General features: G+C 73.2%; 8 protein-coding genes. 5 read left to right on the plus strand and 3 right to left on the minus strand.

Annotation, left to right across the window (positions count from 1 at the left end):
• Positions 1-91: 91 nt before the first annotated feature.
• Positions 92-1858: a SpoIIE family protein phosphatase gene (locus ACIODU_RS31360; protein WP_356425297.1), complete on the plus strand. Its 1767-nt coding sequence runs from the start codon at positions 92-94 to the stop codon at positions 1856-1858.
• A 39-nt stretch (positions 1859-1897) separates the two neighbouring features.
• Here ACIODU_RS31360 and ACIODU_RS31365 read toward each other — a convergent pair whose 3' ends face one another.
• The gene (locus ACIODU_RS31365) at positions 1898-2413 is read right to left on the minus strand and encodes a GNAT family N-acetyltransferase (RefSeq protein WP_401772058.1); all 516 of its coding nucleotides are present in this window, start codon (positions 2411-2413) and stop codon (positions 1898-1900) included.
• A gap of 116 nt (positions 2414-2529) precedes the next feature.
• On the opposite strand from ACIODU_RS31365, the gene ACIODU_RS31370 reads away from it, so the two are divergent.
• The 4 genes from ACIODU_RS31370 to ACIODU_RS31385 all read left to right on the plus strand — a co-directional run bounded on the left by ACIODU_RS31370 (position 2530) and on the right by ACIODU_RS31385 (position 7545).
• Complete coding sequence (locus tag ACIODU_RS31370; protein ID WP_401772061.1) at positions 2530-3954, plus strand: glucose-6-phosphate dehydrogenase; 1425 nt, start codon at positions 2530-2532, stop codon at positions 3952-3954.
• 292 nt (positions 3955-4246) lie between these two features.
• On the plus strand, positions 4247-4690 hold the full coding sequence (locus tag ACIODU_RS31375) for a helix-turn-helix transcriptional regulator (protein ID WP_356425290.1): 444 nt from the start codon (positions 4247-4249) through the stop codon (positions 4688-4690).
• Positions 4691-4700: 10 nt separating this feature from the next.
• Positions 4701-5111 carry a VOC family protein gene (locus ACIODU_RS31380; protein WP_356425287.1) on the plus strand — a complete coding sequence of 137 codons (411 nt, stop codon included), beginning with the start codon at positions 4701-4703 and terminating at the stop codon, positions 5109-5111.
• Between the two features lie 43 nt (positions 5112-5154).
• The gene (locus tag ACIODU_RS31385; protein WP_401772065.1) at positions 5155-7545 is read left to right on the plus strand and encodes an ATP-binding cassette domain-containing protein; all 2391 of its coding nucleotides are present in this window, start codon (positions 5155-5157) and stop codon (positions 7543-7545) included.
• A gap of 72 nt (positions 7546-7617) precedes the next feature.
• Here the strand turns inward: ACIODU_RS31385 and ACIODU_RS31390 are convergent, their stop codons facing one another.
• Both ACIODU_RS31390 and ACIODU_RS31395 read right to left on the minus strand, forming a co-directional pair.
• Positions 7618-8265 (minus strand): TetR/AcrR family transcriptional regulator, encoded by a 648-nt coding sequence (locus ACIODU_RS31390; RefSeq protein ID WP_401772067.1) that lies wholly within the window; start codon positions 8263-8265, stop codon positions 7618-7620.
• Positions 8266-8451: 186 nt separating this feature from the next.
• Positions 8452-23163, minus strand: coding sequence for a lonely Cys domain-containing protein (locus ACIODU_RS31395; protein WP_401772070.1), 14712 nt, complete (start codon positions 23161-23163; stop codon positions 8452-8454).
• Positions 23164-23403 lie beyond the last annotated feature (240 nt).

Below are 23403 nucleotides of genomic sequence, written 5' to 3' on the forward strand. Positions count from 1 at the left end.
AGAGCGTGCGGGGCAGTGCCGACGCCACGGCGCCGCCCGGGCGTCAGGCTCGGAAGGGACAGGTTCGGCACTCCCTCCCAGGATGCACACGATGACCTCCCGTCCCACCGCCCGCGGAAGCGCGGCACCGTCCGCGCTCCCCTCCGACACCTCCTCCGCGGTCCTCTCCCGGAAACTCTTCGAGGCGGCCCAGAACCTCACGGGCGCCGCTGTCCCCACGCTGGCCGACGCGTCCTCCGTGGACGTGCTCGAACAACTCCTGCGCGGTGAGGTGCCGCCGCCCGGACCCGTCCACGCGAGCGAACAGTTCCGGGCCGCGGCCTTCGCCACCACGCGCGGGGACGTCGCCCGGAGCGCGTACGAGGTCGGCGGGACGAGCCACGTCCCGCACGCGACGCCGTTCCGGCAGAGCCTGTCGGATCTGCGGCCGCGCCTGATCCGCCATCTGAGCCACAGCAGCCGGTGGCTCGCCCGCGACCCGGGGCGGGCCCGTCTGATCCGCGAGGCGGGGGCCCACTCCCTGATCGTGCTTCCGCTGACGGTCCGGGGCGTGGTCCTCGGCCTGTTCGTCCTGTACCGGCTGGCCGGGTCGAACCCGTTCGGCGAGGACAGCCTCCAGGAGGCCGTCCGGCTCGCGAACCACGCCGCGCTGACCCTGGACACCGTCCGCCGCCGCATCGAGGAGGACGCGCTCGCCCGGCTCCTGCGGACCTCCCCCGAGGCGGAGGAGCCCCCGGCGCTCAGCGCGCTCGAAGCGGCCCACGGGCGCGGCCCCGCCGAGTCCATGGCCGCGCAGTGGTACGACGTGCTCCCGCTGTCCGGCGCGCGGGTGGCCCTGGTGGTGGGCACGGCGGCCGGGCGGGGGGTGCCCGCCGCGGTCGCCATGCACCAGCTCAGAGCCGTGATCACCGCCCTGTCGGCTCTCGACCTGCCGCCCGACGAGCTGCTGGCCCGTCTGGACGACGCGGTGACGCGGCTGGGCCGCCGGCCGCCGGCCCCGTACCGGGCACCGCCCGACCTGAGCCGGCCCGGCACCAGCTGCCTGTACGTGGTGTACGACCCCACCACCGAGCGCTGTGTCTCGGCCCGCGCGGGCGATCCGTCGGTCCTGGTCGCCGACCCGGACGGCGAGGTCACCCTCCCCCGCCTCGCCCCGCACGGCGCCCTGGGCACGAGCGACGAGCCCTTCGAGACCACCGAGTTCGAGGCGCCGGCCGGGAGCACCCTGCTCCTGAGGGGTGGCGGCACCGGTGTCCGGGAACAGCACGGACCGCCCGAGCGGTACGACGAACCGCACGAACCGCACCCGCCGCAGTGCGCCGGCGCCGAGGACGACGCCGACGACCCGACCACGGAACGGCTCCGTGAAGCCATGATCCACTCCGCACCGCATCTGCCCCGGCTCGCCGACCGCGTCCTGCGCCACCTGCCCCTCGACCGGAGGCCGCCCGTCCTGCTGGCCCGTACGAGGGCGCTGGACGCCAAGGACGTCGCCGCCGTGACCCTGCCGCCCGACCCCGCCACCGTCTCCACGGCCCGTGCCTGGGCCGGCCGTCAGCTGGCGGCCTGGCTGCTGGACGACCTCGCGTACGACACCGCCCTGGTGGTCAGCGAACTGGTGACGAACGCCGTCCGCTACTCCGGCGGGCCCATCGGGCTACGGCTGATCCGCGACGAGCGGGTACTGATCTGCGAGGTCTCCGACACCAACGGGGCCGGCCCGCACCCGTACCGTCCGCGCGCGACCGACGAGGGCGGGCGGGGCCTGACGATCGTCGGCCGGCTCACCCAGCACCAGGGCACCCGGTACACGTCCTCGGGCAAGACGGTCTGGACCGAGCAGTCCCTGCCGGAGTGAGTCCGTCCCGCGTGACCCTCCGCGGATCACGCGGGACCCTCAGCGAAGGGAGTCCGGCGTCCCCGCGGCGGGCGGGGCCGTCAGCGGCTTGGCGTAGCAGAGGCTCAGTTCGTGGAAGCGGTAGTGGCCGAACTTGGCGCAGGGTTCGTAGCCGCTGGACGCGTAGAGCGCGAGCGCCTCGGGCTGCTTGGTGCCGGTCTCCAGCACCATGCGGGTACGGCCGGCGGCCCGGGCGTCGTCCTCCAGGGCGGCCAGGATCAACCGGGCCAGGCCGCGCCCGCGCACCTCGGGGGTCACGTACATGCGTTTGATCTCGGCGTCCCCGTCGGAGTACCCGTCCTCGTTCTTCTCCTGGCTGCGCCAGCCGCCGGTGGCGACCGGGACGCCGAGGTCGTCGTAGGCGATCAGGTACCGGCCGCGCGGCGGGTCGAACATGTCCGGCGCGAGAAAGGTGACGTCGCCCTCGTCGCCGTACCGCTCGCCGTATTCGAGCTGTACACGATCGTTGAGCCGGACGGCGTCGGGGTGGCCGAAGGAGACAGTGCGTATATCCATCGAAATGATTGTAGTTCCATACATCGCTGCGGTGAGCCACCCCCGCCACCTCTCGGACGGGCGCGGGCCGGAGATCACACCTACAGTGAATCGAACGGCATGAGGGAAGGTGCGACATGGCCAGGACCAACGGCGCACGAGCGACGACGGACCCGGCCGGCGTGCTGGACACGCTGGTCGTCTTCGGCATCACCGGGGATCTCGGCCGCAAGATGACGCTCCGGTCCCTCTACCGCCTGGAGCGGCGGGGCCTGCTCGACTGCCGCGTCATCGGTGTGGCGTCCACGGACATGAGCACCGCGCAGCTCGCCGCGTACGCGCGCGACGCGATCGCCGCCACCGGGGAGCCGGTGGAGGACGCGGTCTTCCAGCGGTTCGCCGGACGGCTGACGTATCTGCCCGGCGATGTCATGGACGACGCGCTCTACGAACGGCTGGCGCGGGAGATCGGACCGGGACACCGCCCCCTCTTCTACCTGGAGATGCCCCCGTCGCTGTTCGCGCCCATCGTCGAGCGGCTCGGCAAGGCGGACATCCTGGGGAACGCCTGCGTCGCGGTGGAGAAGCCCTTCGGGAACGACCTGGAGTCCGCGCGTCAGCTGAACGCGCGGCTGCGCGCGGTGCTGGACGAGGACCAACTGCTGCGGGTCGACCACTTCCTCGGCAAGGAACCGGTGATCGAGCTGGAGTACCTGCGGTTCGCGAACCCGGCGCTGGCCGGCCTGTGGGACCGGAACAGTGTGTCGGCCGTCCAGATCACCATGGCGGAGGACTTCGGCATCGAGGACCGCGGGAAGTTCTACGACTCCGTGGGCGCGCTCCGCGACGTCGTACAGAATCACCTTCTCCAGGTGCTCGCGCTGGTCACGATGGATCCGCCGACCCGCTCCGACGCGGACAGCGTGCGCGACAAGAAGGCCGAGATCCTCAGCGCCGTACGCCCGGCCGATCCGGCGCACTGCGTCCGGGGCCAGTACGAGGGCTACGGGGACGTTCCCGGGGTGGCCGCGGGCTCCACCACCGAGACGTTCACCGCCCTGCGCCTGGAGGTGGAGAACTGGCGGTGGACCGACGTCCCGTTCTTCCTGCGGGCGGGGAAGATGCTGCCGCTGCGGGCGACGGAGGTACGGCTCCTGCTGCGCCGCGCACCGCGGCTGGCCTGCCTACCCGCGCCGACGCAGGCGGAGCAGAACCAGATCGTGCTCCGTATCGACCCCGACCCCGGCCTGCGGGTCCAGCTGGTCGGGCAGGGCGACGACGAGTCCTGGCAGCCGATCAACCTCAGCGCGTCGTTCGCCCCGGATGTCGGTGAGCCCTTCGAGCCGTACGAGCGGCTGCTGCACACCGCCCTGACGGGCGATCACCGGCTGTTCACCCGCGAGGACAGCGTCGAGGAGTCCTGGCGCATCGTGCAGCCCCTCCTCGACAACCCGCCCGAGGTGCATCCGTACCGGCCGGGTTCGTGGGGCCCCGAGGAGGCCAAGAAGCTGGTGCGCGGCCATCCTGCGTGGCGCGAGCCGTGGGTGGGCCCGGCGCGCTGAGACCACGCGCGCGGCCCGGTTTTGCCCTGCGCGCGGTGTGCGCTACCGTTGATCTTGAGCTTGCGGCCGACACACCGGATCGCGGGCCTCGCGTTGGTGGTCCAAGGAAAGACGCCCCGCTTCCTGCGGGGAAATGCAGGTGCAAGGCCTGCCCAGCGCTCCATCGCTCCACCGAAGGCCCCGGACTCGCTCGGAGTCCGGGGCCTTCCGCGTACTCCAGTGCCGTCGCGACCGGCGCGCACCGCCCCTGATCGCCCTGGTCACCTCCGGCGCGACGTGGCACGCTTCCGGGGTGACCACCAGACCCACCCCGGAGCAGCACCTCCGCGACCTCGCGCGGCTGCGCCGGGTCCGCGACCGGATCGACCGGGAGTACGCGCGGCCCCTCAACGTCGAGGCGCTCGCCCGTGGGGCGCACATGTCGGCCGGGCACCTCAGCCGCGCGTTCCGGGTCGCGTACGGCGAGTCACCGTACGCGTACCTGATGACCCGTCGCATCGAGCGGGCGATGGCACTGCTGCGGCGGGGGGACCTCAGCGTCACCGAGGTGTGTTTCGCGGTCGGCTGTTCGTCGCTGGGCACCTTCAGCACCCGCTTCACCGAGCTGGTCGGTGTGCCGCCCAGCACCTACCGGCGCCGCACGGCGGACGCCACGGCGGAGATGCCGTCGTGTGTCACGAAACAGGTGACGCGACCGGTCAGGAATCGAGAAGCGCGCGCGTCCGAGCGCACCTAGTGTGACCGGCATGGACCTCACGATTCACACCACGTTCCTCCCGCACGTCGACGCCGACGAGTCCCTGGCCTTCTACCGCGACACCCTCGGCTTCGAGGTGCGCAACGACGTCGGATACGGCGGGATGCGCTGGATCACCGTCGGACCCGCCGGCCAGCCCGGCACGTCCATCGTCCTGGAGCCGCCGGCCGGCGACCCCGGCACCACCGACGACGAGCGCCGTACCATCGTCGAGATGATGGCCAAGGGAACGTATGTACGTATCATTCTGGCCACCGCCGACGTCGACTCCACCTTCGCCCAGCTCCAGGCCGCCGGCGCCGAGGTCGTCCAGGAGCCGACCGACCAGCCCTACGGTGTACGGGACTGCGCCTTCCGTGATCCCGCGGGCAACCTGATCCGGATCAACGAGGTCCGCTGAGCGGTCCTGGACCGTTCGACGAGGAAAGACAGATGGAGACACGATGAGCAGGGCCCCCAGGGCGGACGCGCAGTCCTCCGCGCCCCACGTCGCCGACAGCCACGAGCTGATCCGCGTGCACGGAGCGCGGGTGAACAACCTCCAGGACGTCAGCATCGAGATCCCGAAGCGGCGCCTGACCGTGTTCACCGGGGTCTCGGGATCGGGCAAGAGCTCGCTCGTGTTCCACACGATCGCCGCCGAGTCGCAGCGCCTGATCAACGAGACGTACAGCGCCTTCGTCCAGGGCTTCATGCCGACGCTGGCGCGCCCCGAGGTGGACGTCCTCGAAGGGCTGACCACCGCGATCATCGTGGACCAGCAGCGGATGGGCTCCGACCCCCGCTCCACGGTCGGCACCGCCACCGACGCCAACGCGATGCTGCGCATCCTCTTCAGCCGCCTCGGGCAGCCGCACATCGGGCCGCCCGGCGCGTACGCCTTCAACGTGCCCTCCGTCCGGGCGAGCGGTGCCATCACCGTCGAGCGCGGGGACAAGAGGACGGTGAAGGCGACCTTCAACCGCACCGGCGGCATGTGCACCCGCTGCGAGGGCCGGGGCGCGGTTTCCGACATCGACCTCACCCAGCTCTACGACGACTCCAAGTCGCTCGCGGAGGGGGCGTTCACCATCCCCGGCTGGAAGTCCGACAGCTTCTGGACCGTGCGGGTCTACGCCGAGTCGGGCCTCCTCGACCCGCACAAGCCGATCCGCGAGTTCACCGAGCAGGAGATGCGGGACTTCCTCCACCGGGAGCCGACCAAGGTGAAGGTCGAGGGCGTGAACCTCACCTACGAGGGGCTGATCCCCAAGATCCAGAAGTCGATGCTCTCGAAGGACAAGGAAGCGCTCCAGCCGCACATCCGCGCGTTCGTGGAGCGGGCGGTCACGTTCACCACCTGCCCGGAGTGCGACGGTACGCGGCTCGGCGAGGGGCCCCGCTCCTCGAAGATCGGGGGGATCAGCATCGCCGACGCGTGCGGGATGCAGATCAGCGACCTGGCCGCGTGGGTCGGCGACCTGGCGGAGCCGTCGGTGGCGCCGCTGCTCACCACCCTGCGGCAGACCCTCGACTCGTTCGTGGAGATCGGTCTCGGCTACCTCTCGCTCGACCGGTCGTCGGGCACCCTGTCGGGCGGCGAGGCGCAGCGCGTCAAGATGATCCGGCACCTCGGGTCCTCGCTGACCGACACCACGTACGTCTTCGACGAGCCGACCGCCGGCCTGCACCCCCATGACATCCAGCGGATGAACGACCTCCTCCTGCGGCTGCGGGACAAGGGCAACACGGTGCTCGTCGTGGAGCACAAGCCTGAGACGATAGCCATCGCCGACCATGTGGTCGACCTCGGTCCCGGAGCCGGTACGGCGGGGGGCACCGTCTGTTTCGAGGGCTCCGTCGAGGGGTTGCGGACCGGCGGCACCCTGACCGGGCGCCATTTCGACGACCGGGCCGCCGTCAAGGAGACGGTACGGAAGCCCACCGGGGCGCTGGAGATCCGGGGCGCGTCGGCGCACAACCTGCGGGACGTCGATGTCGACATTCCGCTCGGGGTGCTCGCGGTCGTGACGGGTGTCGCCGGTTCCGGCAAGAGCTCGCTGATCCACGGCTCGGTGTCCGGGCGGGACGGCGTGGTGGCGATCGACCAGAGCGCGATCCGCGGCTCGCGGCGCAGCAATCCGGCCACGTACACGGGTCTGCTCGACCCGATCCGCAAGGCGTTCGCCAAGGCCAACGGGGTGAAGCCGGCGCTGTTCAGCGCCAACTCCGAGGGCGCGTGCCCGACGTGCAACGGCGCCGGGGTCGTCTACACCGACCTGGCGATGATGGCCGGTGTCGCGTCACCCTGCGAGGAGTGCGAGGGGAAGCGGTTCCAGGCGTCGGTGCTGGACTACCACCTCGGCGGCCGTGACATCAGCGAGGTGCTCGCGATGTCGGTGAAGGAGGCGGAGGAGTTCTTCGGCGCGGGCGAGGCGCGGACGCCCGCCGCGCACACCGTTCTCGGCCGGCTGGCCGACGTCGGGCTCGGCTACCTCAGCCTCGGACAGCCGCTCACCACGCTGTCCGGCGGGGAGCGGCAGCGGCTCAAGCTGGCGACCCACATGGCGGAGAAGGGCGGGGTGTACGTCCTCGACGAGCCGACCACCGGCCTGCACCTGGCCGACGTCGAGCAGTTGCTCGGGCTGCTGGACCGGCTCGTGGACTCGGGGAAGTCGGTCATCGTCATCGAGCACCACCAGGCGGTGATGGCGCACGCGGACTGGATCATCGACCTGGGCCCGGGGGCGGGTCACGACGGTGGGCGGATCGTCTTCGAGGGCACTCCCGCGGACCTGGTCGCGGACCGTACGACCCTGACGGGCGAGCACCTCGCGGCGTACGTCGGCGGCTGACGGGGAGGCGGCCGGCGGAGGGGCGGCCGGCGGGGGCGGTCGTCAGGGGGCGGCGGGGTCCGGCGGGGCCGGTCAGGGTGCCAGCAGGTCGTCCAGCTCGGCGGTGAAGAGCAGGCCGCTGTCGAATCCCATGCCGGTGAAGTGGCCCGCGAGTTCGAGGGACAGGACGCCGTGCAGCCGGGTCCAGAAGACCAGGGCCCGGTGGAGGGTCACGGCGGGGGCGGGGTGGTCGCGCGCCCACCGCCGGTGGTCTTCGAGGTGCGTCTCGAACGGCGTCGCGGGGCTGTCCGGCGGCGGAGCGGCGAACGCGTCGAGGACGGTCGTCATGATCTCGGACGCGATGGCGGTGATGTCGTCGGGCGCGTGGTAGCCGGGGACGGGGGTGCCGTAGATCAGGAAGTACCGGTGGGGGTCCGCCAGGGCCCAGTCGCGCAGGACGTGCGCCAGCGCGGGCAGGTCGGCGCCGGACGTGGCGGCCGTACGGAAGCTGTCGGCGAGGCTTCGGTACGCGTCCCGGATGAGTTCGGTGATCAGGTCGTCGCGGCTGGCGAAGTACCGGTAGAGCGCGGGTCCGCTCATGCCCATCCGCTTGGCGATCGCGTTGAGGGAGAGCGCGGACGCCCCGGCCGTGGCGATCTGCTCCCACGCGTGTTCCTTGACCTCCGCGCGCACCTGGGTGCGGTAGCGCTCGCGGGGGGTCGTGGTGCCCGCCTCTGCCATGGCCTGCCGCCCTTCCGCACCCGCGCTTCTACAGTCTCAAGGTTTAGTTAGACGCTATCACGAGACCCGATTGGGGTTGAGGCCGAGCCACTGGCCGGGCAGGTGCCGGGCGGCCCCGATGATCTCCACCGGCGGCTCGGGGATCTCCGGGTCGAACCCGTCGGCGATCTCTGTCATGCGAGTCCTTCACTTCCGTCCGGCTGTGCCGGGGTGCCGGGTGGTGTCCAGCGATACGACGGGCCCGCCGGGCGGCCCGAGGAGGAGGCGGCCCCCGGCCGCGTCCGACAGTGCGAGCCGGACGCCCAGTTCGTACGCCGTGAGGGCGGCCAGCGCCTCGGCGAAGGCGGCGTTCGCCGCGTCGGCCTCCAGGCGGGCGAGGAGCAGCCGGAACTGCTGCGTCCGTGTCAGACCGGCGGCGCGCACGGAGATCCGGTCGCCCTGGAGGGACGCCTCCGCGTACGTGTCGAGCGCCAACGGGATGTGGAGGGACGTCAGTTGAGCCGTGGAGACCATCTCGTACGGTGAGAGCAGCGGCTCCGTACCGGGAATCCGGTCCTCCGCGTCCGGACCGTCCCCGGCCAGCCGGCTGTCCAGCCACGCCGCCAGCGCCTCGGGGGTGGCCGATCCGGGTCCTGCGCCGAGCAGGTGGGGGACATCCCGGTCCAGTGCGGCGACGAGCAGGCGGGCGAACGCGCCCGGGCCGAGGTCGAGAGCGGCCCGGGTGGCGTCGGTCCGGTGGGCCCGGTCGGCCGCCCGCTGCCGGATCAGCAACGCCTGCTCGGCGCTGCTGAGGCAGGCGTCGGCGACCGACAGCGGCGCGGCGCCGCCGAGCAGGGCCGCGTGGATCTGCCGCGCGCCGGTCAACTCGATCCCGGCCCGGACGAGTTCGTCGGGGGTGACCGGCTCGCTCGGGTCCAGCGGGGCGAGGTCCGCCGGTGCGTCGACCTCCGGTGCCGCGTCGCTGCCCTCGTAGTGGTTGGAGCCGTTGTAGTAGACCTCTATGTGCCGTACGGCGCTGTCGGGCCCCGCGACACCGCTCAGCCGCCGGTACCCCGACCCCAATGGCCGTACCACGTCGACCTGTACGTCGAACACGTGGGCCAGGAGCGGCAGGAAGATCTCCCCCGCCGCCGTCTCCCAGCGGCTCTCCCAGTTCTCCACCGCGTCCAGGAGCCGGGCCAACTCCTCGCTGTCCAGGGGCGCGTGGCTCAGCGGATACACCGCGCCGAGCAGGCGGCGCAGTTGTCCGTCCGTCAGGGAGTCCAGCCCTGGAAGCCGGCCCTGCTCCTCCACATGGGCGAACATCCGCCTCGGCGCCAGGCTGCCCGCCCGTGCCTCCTCGGCTCGGGCGTCGTCGGCGGACAGGCCCTCGGGCGCGGGTTCCGACGCCAGGCGGGTGTCGACGTAGAGGCGCAGCAGCTCGTCGGGGTCGAACGCCTCCGGGAGGGAGACGTGTTCGACACCGTGGTGGGCGAGGTGGGCGAGCAGCTCGGCCCGGTCCATCCGCGCCACCCGGTGGGCGAAGGCATCGGTGACCGTCCTGCGGAACTGGCCCGCGATCTGCGGATGGAGGACCCCGTCGCTGCGGCCCACGTACTCCGCCACGACGCCCCGCACGGCCTCGATGACGGCGTTCCACGGGCCGCGGGGGCGCCAGGTGGTGGCGTGGCTGCGCAGGTCCCGGTGGACCGCGTCCGGATTCCCGAGCCAGTCGTGCGCGGCCCGGTCGACGGAGGCGAGGCCGAGGCGCTCGCGCAGCCGCTCGGGGTCGCTGGCCATGAACGCGTAGAGCAGGCACTCGCCGTTGCGGGGCACCCGTACGGCCCGGCCCCGTGCGGTGGCGCCGGGGTCGGCGGCGGGGGGCGGGGCGGGGGGCTGGGCCGGGGGTGCGAAGGCGGGCGGAGGCGGGGGCGGGGTGACCGCGACCTCGGCGGTGTCCGTGACCGGCGGCACGGGAGGCAGAGGCAGGGCAGGCGGCGGCACGGGGGGCAGGGTGGCCGGAGGCGGTGTCAGGGTGGGGTCGACCGACAGGCCAGGGGCGATGGTCGACGCCGTCGTGTCACCGGTCGACAACGCCGGATCCGTCGGCGGCGGCACCGGTGGCGTCGTCGTGCCCGATCGCGTCGACTCCCCCGCCGGCACGGCCAGTTGATAGTGGAGGTCCGCAAGGCTCAGCACCACCTGCGGGAGATCACGGTCGGCGTCCGCCACCAAACCCCGGAGGTTCCCCGTGCCCGCCCGGCCCCCCGGTGTGAAGTGCTGGAAGCCGCCGTCCTCGCCGACCACCGTGATCCGTACCCCGAACGTCCGCGCCGCCAGCGTCGGCAGCAGGTCCGCGGCGGAGTGGTTCCAGCCGGTCCCGTCGTCGGCGTCGCCCTTCCGCAGGAGTTGCGCCTCCGCGAGGCCCGCCCGCACCTCCGGGCTCAGGTCGGCGGCGTACGGCATGAGCCCGCCCAGTGCGTCGAACTCACGGCGGGCCGGGGTGTCCGCCCCCAGGTCGAGCCCCGCGCCGCCGATCTCGCCGTCGCTGAAGACGTCGGTGTCGTCGGGCGCGACAAAGGCCAGCAGATCCGCGTCCGCCGGATCGGTCAGCCGGGCGGCCAGCCGCCGCCGCAGCAGGGGCATCGCGTTCGTGTCGGCGAGGTCGATGCCGACGGACGTCAGCAGCTCCGGATCGGCCCGCTCCAGGCCCTCGGCGAGCGCGCGGAAGAACGACTCGCCGTCCCTGGGCCCGTCATGGAGCGTGTACGTCTCCTGCTCGGGCGAGGTGAGTACGGTGCCGGGGCCGGTGCCGGTCCGCGTGTAGCGAGGACGGTCCACGGGCGCGGGCCGGGCCGGCTTGGGCGGGGCCTGGTACGTCACCGGCGGCGGCTCCTCCAGGCCGTCGAGCTGCCGTACGCCCTCCTCGGTGGCCGCCAGCCGGTGCCAGCGGGTGAGCTGGTCGACCGCCGCCCGTACCCGGTGGTACTCCGCAGCCGCCCGTTCCGCCGCCTCCCTGAGCCCGCGCAGCTCGGCGGCGGCCGCCTCGAAGGCGTCCCGTTCCGTGTCCCGGCGGGCGGTGGCGGCCGTGAGCGCCAGGGCGGCCTCGTCCGCGGGCCGTTGGAGCGCGGCGAGCCGGTCGGCCGCCTCCGTCCGTCCCGTACGCGCGGCTTCGAGCCGGACACCGGCCGCCTCGCGCAGTGCGGCGGCGGCCGTCACGGCGGCCGCCAACCGGCCCCGGGCGGCCTCGTGTTCGTCCCGCAGGAGCCGGGCCCAGCCGTCGTGGTCCGGCTCGGCGTCGGCCTCGTACCGGGCATGGTTGTCCAGCTCGGCCCGGGCGGCGGCGACGGCGTCCCGCGCGCTGTCGTGGTCCCGGGCGGCGGCGTCCCGGGCCTCTCGCAGCGCGGTGTCCGCCGCGTCGAGGGCGGTACGGGCGGGGCCGAGCGGAAGGCCCGCCACCCGGGCGGCCTCCACGGCCGTGTCCAGGGCGCCCTGCGCGGCGTCGAGGGCCTCGCGCAGACCGGCGGCGCCGCGCCGCTTCTTCCAGTACGCCTTGTCCCCGTCGACCCATCCCTTGCTCGCGCTGCCGACCGCGTCCCACGCCTTGCCGACCCGCTCGGGGAAGTTCGTGTCGGTGATCAGCATCAGTTCGCGGGCGACGTCCTCCCGTATCCAGGCGACGACGTACGCCTCGGACGTCATCGCCCGCGGACCCGACCGTGCCTGGCTGACGGTCCCGCCCCGGATCCGGTTCGCGACCCGCGAGTCCACGATGTTGCGGTGGACGTCACCGACACTCAGCCAGGAGCCCGGGACGGCGAACAGGAACGAACGGCCGGTCTTCGGCTTGAGGTTGCGCGACGTCAGGTGGTCGTCGCCGACCGGCATCCCGCTGCCGTCCAGGTCGTTGGGGCCGGGGAGGGCAAGTCCCACCTGGTTGAGGCCCACGCCGTTCGGGGAGTCGTACAGGAACGCGCCGCCGAGGACGCCCGACTGGGTGTGCTCGTCGGCGGAGGAGGTGCCCGCGATCTCCCCGTACCGCCTGAGCACTTCCAGCTTCTTGCCGTCGGCGACCGTCAGCAGCAGTGCGCGGGAGAAGTCGGGGGTCGAGCGCAGCGAGAGCTGCCCGGTGTCGGTCCCGAGGAACGACTTCTCGCTCAGCCCGGCCAGTTGGTAGGCCTCGGGCTCCAGGGTGCGCGGGTAGAACGAGGTGACCGCCATGGTGCTGGTGCCGTCCTCCAGCGCCTGGGCGGAGCCGGTGCCGACCCGGGTCAGGCCGGTCCGCCTGGTCGTGCGGAGGAGGGCGGTCAGGGTGGCGGCGGAGGGGCCGTCGTCGCCCTCCAGGGCGCGGAGGGAGAAGCCGGCGTCGTAGGCGCGGGTGAGGAGGAGGTCGTTCGCGACGCGGATGTTCTCCAGGCCAATGATCCCGCGCGGGTGGAAGCCGTTCTCCGGGAAGGTGAACGCCCGCTCCACACCGTCCCCGTAACGGACCATCAACTTCTTCGGCACCGCCGGTACGGGCACCGGCCTGGGGGCCCTGCCCCGGGCGAGAACGGCCCGCGGGTCGGGGGCCGGCAGGCGCGGTCCTGCGGGCGACGGACCGCCGCCGGACGGTGACGGCTCCATCAGACTCAGCGGTATGTGCTCGCGCAGGCCGCCGATGCCGGCCTCCTCGACGATCCGGTCCCTGCCCCGGAAACGGTCGAAGGCCGTGACCGTCGTGTCCCGCCCGTCCCCGGACTCCGGTGAACGGCCCGCAGGCGCGCCCGTGTTGGGGGTGTCATCGGCCTCCAGGGTGATGCGCATCCGGTACGGGGTGACGATCTCCGCGTGCGGTTCGGTGGACGCGGCCCGGTAGATCGTGACGGTGGTGGTCGAGTGACCCGACGCCACCGTCTTCCGGTGGGAGCCGCTTTCGGTGTACGTGACGCCGGCGGCCGGGACGTGGGTGTCGCCGGTGTGCAGCATCTGGGTGGTCAGGATCCCGACGTCCGGCCCGGACGAGATCTCCGAGTTCTTCTGGACGGTCTCGATGGCCCGCCGGTTCTCCTCCAGCTCCGCGCTGTGGTCCAGCCCCTCGAACACCGGTGTGCCGGGGATCAGTTCGACCCGCGCCCTGACCCACCGGTCGCCGATCCGCACCCGGCCCCAGCCCCACCCGCCGACGGTGACCATCGTGGAGGGGCCGGTGGACGTCATCTCGCCCTTCAGGGCCCGGGTGGCACGGGCCGTCACCAGCTGCCGGATCCGCTCCCGGCTCGCGTCGTCCAGGCCCAGTCGCGCGATCCGCCGCTCGAACGCGCGCAACACCTCGGTCGGGTCGAGCGTGTTCACCGCGTACGTGCCGAATCCGGCGCCGTGCAGCCAGGGTTGGGCGGACCACAGCCGTTCCGTGTACCGGGGGACGTCGCCCAGGCCGTCGTCGAGCAGCCCCAGCCGGTGCGCGCTCTTCTCCGGCAGGTGCCCCAGCAGGCCGCCCGGCGTCGTGAGGGCCGTCCCCGCCGCTCCGGCGACGGACCGCGGCACGAGGGAACTGCCCGCCGCCGCCCGACCGACCGAGCCCATCCCGACCCGGCTCGCCGTCAGCGCGAACAGGTGGTGGACGTCCCCGGCGACCAGCACCTGGTGGGTGAAGCCCTTGCGGTTCATGTCCGCGACGACGGTCCGTACGACGTTGAGGCTCCGCGCGGCCGACCGCGACAGGGGGTTGGCGGCCACTCCGTACGCGCTCATGAGGCCGTGCCCGGGGGCCTGGCCGTGGGAGAAGATCACCTGGCCGCCGAAGACCAGGGTCGTACTCCTGCTGATCTTGCCCGCGGCCTGCCGGGTGCCGCCGAGGATCATCTCGGTGTCCATGGCCATCGAGGGGGTGAGGGCGGTCATGCCGCCCACCGAGGTCGCGTAACGGAACGTCCCCCACAGCTCGCCGAAGGGGCCCTTGCCCAGCAGGCCGGTGCCCGGCATCCCCAGGGGCCCGGAGCTCTGGTCGAAGCCGGCCGCCATGTACTGGGGGGTGAAGGTGCGGACGATCGCCTCCCGGGTCGGCGCGCCCTCCTTCACCAGCTGCCAGGCGCCTCCCGACGCCGCCTCCAGGACCCGGTCCACCTCCGCGGTCAGGAGGGGGGACAGCACCACGCTGACGATCACGAACGGGTGCTGCTGGAACGCGTGGAACCAGTCCGATCCCCGCGCCGTGTGCGGCCCGCCGCCGTCCCCGGGCGGCGCGAGGTCGCCCTTCGCCAGCGCGAGCGCGCGTTCCGTCGTCAGGGGTACGGGGGCGGGCTCGACGGCCTTGTACAGGTTGAGCGCCCCGTCCGCGTGCGGGTCGGCGGCGGGGGTGTGCTGGACGGGTACGCCGATCAGCACCTGCCCGGTGACCGCCCCGCCGCCGTGCAGCCGGAACCGGTCCCCCACCAGGGTCCGGCCGAAGAGCACGTTGCGCGGCTCGTCCAGGACGAGCAGTCCCGGCAGCCCCAGGCCCAGACCGCGGATCAGGCCGCGGGGCCGCCAGTGGCCGCCCATCGCGGCGGTGAGCGCGAGGTCGTAGCGGTACAGGTGGGTGGGTTCGTTGCTCACCGACATCGGCTCGTTGGTGACGGTCGAGCCGAAGGAGGTCTCGGCGTCCCCCTGCCACCCCTTGCGCATGCCCAGCGTGACCCCGAGCGTGTTCTTCGGCAGGTCCGCGCTGTCGACGCTGTGGTCGCGGCCCGAGAACGTACCTTCGAAGCCCAGTTCCGTGCCGTGCTTCGCACTCGTCTGGCCGTCCAGCCGGTCGATGCCCTGGGCGCTGAAACGCATGCCCTCGTTGATGTCCTTGCCCTCGTACCGCCGCCCCGTCAGCGTCCCGTGCACCCACAGGTCGTAGGAGGTCTGCCCGATCAGGTCCGGGTCGGTGAGCCTGATCCGCAGGCCGACGGTGCTCAGGGCCTCCAGGTTGGCGGTGACGTTCTGTGCGGAGATCACTCCGAGGATCTGGAGGGTGTTCTGGAGCGCTGTGTGGTACTTCGCCCGGCTGGACCACTGGGGCGGTGCGGGCAGGGTCCTGGCCGCGTCCAGCACCTCGTCGGGGCGGCGCCTCAGCAGGTCGTCGAAGCGGGCGCGCCAGCTCTTCGGCAGGCCGGGCGGCAGGAGGTGGTCGAGCGGCGCCACCAGTCCCCGGCGCCGGGCGGCGACGGCGTTCACGACGCTGTCGGCGAACGCGTCGAGCAGCGTACGGCCCACGTCGTCCGCGTCGACCCGGGTCCGCAGGCCGTCGTCGAAGGTGAACTCCTTGACCCGGTGCATGCCCAGGGTCCGCGGCCTGTTCTCGGCCAGGTACGCCGGGACGAACGGCGTGGAGCCGTGGCGCAGGACCAGCGCCGTCCCGTCGTCCCAGCCGGCCAGCCGGCGCGCCTCGGCGCTGGTCATCCGGTCCAGGCTCCAGGTGAGGAACCGCGCCGGCGGGCCGGTGTCCCCCGCCCGCCGTACCCGGACCGACTTCACGACCAGATAGAGGGCGGTCCTGGGGCCCTTGACCTGGCCGGCCGACTTGAGGGTCCCGGCGCCGCCGAGTCCGGCGGTGAAGGTCCGGGAATGCCCGTACTGGGCGCTCGGGCCGAACAGGAGCCGCAGGTCGAACGGCACCGGAAGCATGTCGCGGAAGTTGAACGCGGGCCCGGCCGCGGCCTGGAGCAGCACGTTCCTGCCCTGCGCGCGGCTCCGCTCGCTGCGGACCGTCGACGTGTTGATGTCCCGCATCTCGGCCTTGTCGGTCTCGCCGACGAGCACGGCGGCGCGGGGGATCAGCTCCTCCACCACGAAGACGCCGAGGGGCGACTTCCTGTCGTCGTCGGCGAAGAGGGGCGGGGTGGTGACCCGGCCGCGCGCCATCATGCCGCCGTGCCGCTGGAAGCTGTCCCCGGAGAAGAACGTGTCCAGCTCGGCGTAGGCGGTACTGCCCGGCAGCGCTCCGACGCGCGCGGCCGCCCAGTCGCGGATCGCCGCCACGGGGCCGAACCCCTCGATCCGGACGAGGCGGTACTGGGAGTTGCGGTCCAGGGTGATCGACGCCGGGATCCGGCCCGGCCTGGCGGTCTTGAGCACGCTGTCGGGCAGGCGCACCAGCAGCCCGTTGCGGACGGCGAAGCCGAAACGTTCGAGCGTGGCCCGGTCGGCGTCGGGGTCGAGCACGGCGCCGGTGACGCGCGCCTCCAGGTAGGCGTCGTCCAGATACGACCGGGAGTCGTCGAGGGTACGGGTCTCCATCTGGTTCATCCGCGCGTTCGTCAGCGTGTATCCGACCTTGTTGACGAACCCGAACCGGAAGGCGAGGCGCCCGAAGCCGCTGAACGCGGCGGTGCTCAGCGGGCCGAGGGGAGCGCCGAGGCCGTAGTTGTAGTTGGCCTGCATGTTCTTGGTCAGGCCGAAGGTCGCGGCGCCGCGGTGCATGCTGTCGATCTTCGAGGCGTGCCCGAAGCCGTCCTCGAACGGCGTCCAGCGGCCGTAGTGGCGCGCCTTGAGGTGGAAGACGCGGACCTTTCCCTTCGCGTTGACGTACGGGAAGGGGCGGCCGCTCTCCGTGCCCAGCGTCTTCGGCTTCTCGCGGAGCGTCTGCCTGATGTCGGACAGGAGTTGGGTGTCGCCGTCGGGCGGCCGCGCGTCCGGGCGGCTGTTCAGCTCGTCCGCGATCGCCCGCATGATCGCGTCGATACCGCGCACGGCGACGGTGCCCTGGCCGAACGTGCCGGGGTTGGCGAGGAGTTCGTCCACCTCGTTCTTGGTGAGGTCGCCGGGCAGCAGGGACCTGAGGTGGTCGACGTAGGCGGGCATGCGCCTGCCGTCGGCGAAGGTGACGGGGGTGGCGGGGGTCTTCGAGGGCGGGGGGAGGGCGCGGTCGACGACGGGCGGGCGTGTGGGGTCGTCGGGGTCGGGGGCGGGCTCGGGGTTGGGCTCGGGCTCGGGGTTGGGCTCCTCGGTCCGGATCAGGTCCGAAGCGGGGTCGGAGCCCGAGGCCGGGTCCGAGGTCGGCTCCGACACCGGGTCCGACGCCGGGTCAGGAGTCGCGAAGACGACGCCCGTATCGCCGAGAGGCGCGGGGGCACCTCCCGGGAGCAGGTCGCGCGGCCGGACGGCCGCCCAGTCGCCGGCCGCCGGGCTTCCCGGTACGAGGGGGAGCAGGGAGGGTACGTACAGATTCGGCCGGGCCTCCACCAGACTCGCGCCGCCCCGGGACGCCCACACCCCCCGGCCGGTCGCCGCGCTGACCACGGCGCGCGGGTCGGGGTCCGGGGCGGCAGTGGCCGCCGATGCGGGTCCAGTTGGGGCCGCGGGAGCAGCGGGGACCTCCGGGGCGACCTTCGAGGCGGCCAGCACCACCTCCACGTCCAGGCGGCGGCCGGACAGGACCGGGTCGCGCGACAACAGCTCGGCGACCTCGTCGTACGGCACCGGGCGGCTGAACCCGCCGGGCAGGGTCAGGGTCAGGCCGCCCGCCGTGCCACCCGCCCACACCAGGTACGGCGCGGGCCGGCCGGGCGCGGTCCAGGGCGAGGCCTCCGTGCTGACGGGGCGGTAGCCGCCGTCCTGCGCCGGGGCGGCGACGACGGCGCGGTCCGTCACCACCTTGGCGTTGGTCACCCCGACGGCGTTCGGGGCCGCATCGGCGTTCGGCGCCGGCTTGGCCCAGTTCCGCCCCGTCGGCACGCCCTTCGGATCGACCAGCCGGGTCTCCGGGGCGAAGGCTCCGAGCACTTCGAGATGGAAGGCGGCCAGCTCCGTCGGGTTGTACGGGTCACGTCCTGCCGCCGCCGCCCGGGCGACCAGCAGGAGCAGTTCGTCACGCCGAGCCGGGTCCGGGCGGTCCAGATGGAGGACCTTGCCGGTGAGTACGTCCGCGTCGGGCGTCCGGCTCTCCCATTCCAGGGCCTTCACCGCCGCCCAGAACAGCCGGGCCCGCTCGGGCTCTCCGACCGCCGCCGGACCGCCGGACAGGCCCAGGATCCTGACGGCCTCGGCGTCCGGGTCCGCGAGGCCGCCCAGCCGCCGGGCCGCGGCGGTGACGTGCGGCAGGTGGGCGAAGTCCCCCAGGGCGAGGCCCGGTTGCCTGTGCACGGCCCCGGCGGCCTCGGCCAGCACCTGCCGGAAGTCGTCGGGCCCCAGGTCACCGTCCGCCCCGCCGGGCCGCCGCGCCCGGATCGCGCGGGCGGCCCGCTCGAACAGGTCGAGGGAGAACGGCCCGAAGCCGCCGAGCACCGGATCGGCGGCGCGCAGGGCCTCCAGCGCCCCGATGCCGCCGAGCAGATCCCCGTACCCGCTCTCGTCCTCGACGGCCGGCCCGAACGTCAGGCGCAGGGCACGGACCAGCCGCAGCGTCCGGTGCCGGACCGCGTCCGTGGCCGGCCCGGGTCCGTGGTGCAGGCCGGCCGCCCGGGCGCGGTCGTCGAGCGCGTCCCCGGCGGGCTCGGGCCGGTGCTCCACCCACCTGCCGCGCCGCCCCCGGGCGTCGGTCAACGAGACGTGGACGTAACCCCGCCCGGGGAGGAACTGGAGACCGACGCCCCGGGTGGCGCCGTACACCGTGCGCCCGGTCTCGTTGGCGGCGTGCTGCGCCTTGCCGATGGTCTCGAGCGGGTCGGGGACGAAGGCGTCGGGGGCGGCGCCGCGTGCGGCCGTGAGCCCTTCGCCCGCCGCCGTCCAGCACTCCTCCATCAGGATGCCGTACTCCTGCGGCAGCCGGGCGAGGCTCGGGCGCCGCTTGAGCATGCCCCCGGTCTCCCGTTCCCGGGCGATCTTGACCGTCTTTCCGTCCAGCGGCACATGGGTCTCGCCCGTCCTGCCGTGGGCGGCGAAGACGTACACCGGCTTCCCGGCGAACGGCAGGGGCTCGTCGTCTCGGGTCCAGACCTCGGTCGCCGGGTTCCTGTGCCAGTGCTCCGTCGCCTCCGTCGCGTGGCTGAGGTGCTCCAGGACGGCCGGGGCCTCGGCGTCGTCGAACACGCCTCTGCCGATCGTCCCGTTGTCGGACACGAGGGTATGGCTCACCATGCGGCGCTCCCAGGAGGGGGCGTTCTCGTGCGTGCCGGGGGCGGGCACCTGACCGGGGTCGCTGGGGATCCAGTCGGCACGCCGCAGACCGGGACCGGCCAGCAGGGAGATGCCGCGGGGCAGCGCCGGGTCCCGCCGAGGGCTCAGTTTCACCAGGCCGTTGGCCGACCAGAGGCGCCGGCCGAGCCGGTCCGCCGTGCGGCGGGGCAGCTCCAGGCCCCGGTCGCCCGCGCCGGGAATCAGCAGGAGTACGGGGACGTCCGAGGGAAGCGCGGCCAACTCGGGGTCGAGCGCCAGCAGTTCGACGAACACGTCGATCGGCACCCGGCGCGGCGCACCGTCGAAGCCGCGTACCACGACGTGGTCGTGGGCGCCGTCCGCCGTCACCACGTACGGCTGCGGCCTGCCGGGGCCGTACCAGCGCGCCGTACGGACGTCAGCGCGCTCCAGCAGGCCGTCGGGCCGGTAGGAGACCTTCCCGGTGGTCGTCAGGTCGAGGTCCCTGCGCGGAGAGCCCGTCCAGTCACGGCCCCGGAAGCCGCTGGGGTCGGACACCGCGCGGGTGGGCGACAGGACGCCCCGGAGCCGGAGGTGGAACGCCGCGAGGGCGGCCAGGCTCGCCGCCGACTCGACCGCCTCGTCCATCGCCACCCGGAACAGCTCGCCGTGGTGCGCACCGGTCACCGGGGCCGCGGGGTCCAGGAGGAGCACGCGGCGGGCCAGGACGTCGAGTTCGAGCGGGCCGTCCCGCAGCGCGGGATCGGCCTGCCGCAGCCGGTCGAGGCGGTCGAGGGCCGCGCGGAGGGCGGGGTAGAGGCGGCTCGACCCGATGGCGGAGCCGAACACGCCCACCAGCAGCGGGTGGGGCGGGGTCTCCGGGGAGGAAGTGGCCGGTGTTTCCCGGGAGGAAGTGGCGGGGGCGGGCTGCCGTGGGGTGCGGTCGGCGGACGTCGGTGAACCGCCGGTCTGCGTGGCGGGGGCGCCGCCCGGCCCCCGGGGGCGCAGTCCGAGGCCGTGCCGGAGGCGTCCGGCGACGTGTACGGCCGTACGGTGGTCCGCGCCCTCCGTCGCCAGGTGGGCGGCGACCTGCCGGACCGCGTCGCGGTACTCGTCCCCGGCGTAGCGGGAGTCGGCGAGCACGGGGTGCAGCTCCAGGGGCAGCACGAGGCCGACGGCCGTGTCCCAGGCGCGGGCGGCGGGCGTGTCCCTCCCCGGCTCCGACGCGGACTCCGGGCCGCCGGCCGGATCCGTACCCTCGAAGTCCGCGGACGCCGTCCGCCAGATCCGCCGCGACGCGTTGGCCGCGACGGTGTCGAGCGCGAGGGGCCAGGAGGCGGAGCGCACCATCAGCAGGCGTACCTGGTCGAGAGGGGTCAGCAGGTCGGCGTCCAGTGGAAGGTGAGCCGGTGTGACGCCCGCGGCGTCCAGTTCGGCGGGCGTGACGGTGTCGGCGTTGTCGAGAGCGGGCGGGTTGTCGGGCAGGTCCTCGGCCGTCACGTGCTGGGCGATCCAGTGGCGCGCGGCCTCGTCGCGCCGGACGACGGGCACCTGGTCCGCGCTGCCGAAACCGCGCCGGGGGCCCAGGTCGTAGGGGTCGGCGCCCAGTTGGATCAACCGCGCCTCGGCATCCTCCAGTTGCCCGCGCGCCTGCTCTTCCCGCTCCGTGGCCGTCTGGAGCACGGTGGTGTCGGAACTGCTGGGCGCGTCGGGCGGGAGCTGTCTGATGCTCTCGGCGGCACGGTTCGCCTCGGCGTAGGTACGCAGGGCGTCGGCGTGCTCGTCCCGGGCATGGGCGACGGCGTCCGCGATGGCATCCGCGTCCGGGCGCTCGGGCAGGCTCTCGGGCAGGTCGCTCAGGAACGCTGCCCGGCCCTTCCCCTTGCCGGCGTCATGGGCGTCGGTGTCGTCGCGGGCATCGGCGCCCCGGTCCGTACTGGCCTCCGGGCTGTGGGTGTCCTGGGACTCGGTCGGAACGGGCCGGTACGGCGGCGGGATCTCCGATCCGGTCCGCGGCGATGCCGCCGGCCGCGCCGATTCCTCCGGGGACGGCGGGGTACGGAGGTCGGAGTGGTCGTCCTGCGCGGACACCGGCGCCACCTCGGCGGATCCGGGCGGTCCGTCGGTGGCGGAGGCGTCGGCGGGCACTTCCTCGGAGACGACGGGCTCGACGGACGAGGTCTGCGGCCGGGGCGGCGGGGTGGGGGCCTGCTGGCCACCGGGTGCGGTGGCGGCGGCGGGCGCGAGCGCCGCCGCCGGTGCGCCGCCACCGGTGCCCGCGCCCTCACCGAACGACGCCGGGCTGTCCTCGTCCCCCGACCCTTCTCGTACGGTCTCGTCGGCGGACAGCCTCTCGGTGTCCTGGTGGCCGGAGACGACCGGCCCGCCGGCCGGAGTGAACGCGGGCAGGGGTGTGGACGCCCCCACCGGGGGCGGGACGGCCGGCAGCGCGCCGGGGCCCAGGTCCCCGGGCAGGGTGCTCGGCTGCGGGGTGAGCGTGGAGAAGACGGAGTCGGCGATCTCGCCGTCCGCCTGCACGGGGAGGTCGTACGGGTAGGGCGGCTTCGCCACAAAGCCAGGGCCCGTCCCGATCGGCGGCCCTTGCTGCCCGTACACGTCCGGGCCGTAGTCCGAGACGGACGAGACGTCGTCAACATCGCTGCTGTCACTGAAAACTGACGACCCGTCACTGTCGCCGCCGACGGTCGACGCGAAGTCCTCGGGCCCCGAGTTGTAGACGAACGCGGCCCCGGGGTCGTACGGCGCAACGTACGCGTCGTCGGCCGAAGCCGTGGAGGGGCGCGGCACAGGCGCGACCCCGTAGTCGGCCGGGGGATCGTACCGATACGCGTTCCCGTCAGGACCGGTGTCGAAGGCCCTCCGGGGAGGCGGCGTGTGCTCGCCGGCCCCGCTCCCCTCACGGCCGCCCGGCGGCAGGTGGTTGACGCCCTGCCCGAAGTCGAGGTTCTGGAAGAACTTGTGGTTCAGCCACTTCCCGCCGTACTCGATGCTCGTAGAGGCGGCATCGGTGAGAAGTCCGCTGGTTCCGGCGCTCACGAACGTGGCGGGGTTGAGGGAGAACGTGCCCTGGAAGATGAGCTTGGTGAACGCCTCCGCGAACGTCTCGGCCTGCCCTTCGTTGACAAAGGCGGCCGGAAGCTCGAACAGGTCCTTCCACGGCGAGTGCTTCTTGAAGAGGTCGCGGAAGAACGGTGCCGCCGCGCCGGAGAAGATCCCGGCGAAGGCCCCCGCCAGCGCGCCCGCGACCGCCGACTGCCCGATGTCGCCCCAGTCGAAATCCCGGCGCCTGCGCCTCGGATCGTCGGGCGAGACCATCGAGATCACCTGGGACGCGAACGTGACGAACGCTTCCTGGATCGCTTCGAGCAACGCCGACAGCGGAGTCGGCACCGCGTGCCCCAACCGCTGGAGGATCAGCAGCATCGACAGCGCGGTACGTGATCGCACCGCCGCGATCTCGGCCAGCGACGTACCACCGGTGAAAAAGGCGAGCGCCGCGATCAGGGCGAGTTCCAGATTCATCAGGATGAACTCAAGAAGGATCTGGTACTTCGCCTCACTGAGCTTGATCGACCGGTCCACCTGCCGGTCGCCGATCGTCCGGACCTCCGCGGCGAAGTCCGCCAGGTGGTTCCGCCCGCCGTCGTCCACGAACACCCGCAGCGCGGCGACGAACTCCTTGGCCACCGCCGGCGGTAGCGAGTCCCCCGAGGTCAGGATCGCCGACTTCATCGCATCGGACATCGTCCCGATGTCGTCCGACAACCGGTAGTAGGGCCTGCTGCTGTCGAATCCGTCCCGTGCGTTACCGCTCGCGACGCTCGCGCCGACCCAGACCTCTAGGAACTCCCGCAGAGCGGGAGGGAAGTTGATGTCCATCGCCGCGGCCAGTCCACCCCGGCCAGATGACAAGCGCGGGGCGCGGCGGGGTGACCACCGGATGACGAACAGAAGAAGGAACGGGAGAACGCCCCAAGTCCCGCGCCGGGAAAGGGATTCGGGCCCGGGCTACGACCCCCGTCCGCCCCTAGGGCGTGTCCGCAAAGTGGGGTCTGGCTCGCGGCGTCTGGCACGCGCGCTCGCGGCGTTGTCGGACCCACCCCGTACGTCCAGTACGGG

Source organism: Streptomyces sp. NPDC088261 (assembly GCF_044740805.1).
Classification (GTDB): domain Bacteria; phylum Actinomycetota; class Actinomycetes; order Streptomycetales; family Streptomycetaceae; genus Streptomyces.

Excerpts from the sequence above, each read along its gene's own strand:
- ACIODU_RS31395 (WP_401772070.1), bottom strand. The coding sequence starts at position 23,163 with ATGGACATCAACTTCCCTCCCGCTCTGCGGGAGTTCCTAGAGGTCTGG.
- ACIODU_RS31370 (WP_401772061.1), top strand. The coding sequence starts at position 2,530 with ATGGCCAGGACCAACGGCGCACGAGCGACGACGGACCCGGCCGGCGTG.
- ACIODU_RS31390 (WP_401772067.1), bottom strand. The coding sequence starts at position 8,265 with ATGGCAGAGGCGGGCACCACGACCCCCCGCGAGCGCTACCGCACCCAG.
- ACIODU_RS31385 (WP_401772065.1), top strand. The coding sequence starts at position 5,155 with ATGAGCAGGGCCCCCAGGGCGGACGCGCAGTCCTCCGCGCCCCACGTC.
- ACIODU_RS31380 (WP_356425287.1), top strand. The coding sequence starts at position 4,701 with ATGGACCTCACGATTCACACCACGTTCCTCCCGCACGTCGACGCCGAC.
- ACIODU_RS31360 (WP_356425297.1), top strand. The coding sequence starts at position 92 with ATGACCTCCCGTCCCACCGCCCGCGGAAGCGCGGCACCGTCCGCGCTC.
- ACIODU_RS31365 (WP_401772058.1), bottom strand. The coding sequence starts at position 2,413 with ATGGATATACGCACTGTCTCCTTCGGCCACCCCGACGCCGTCCGGCTC.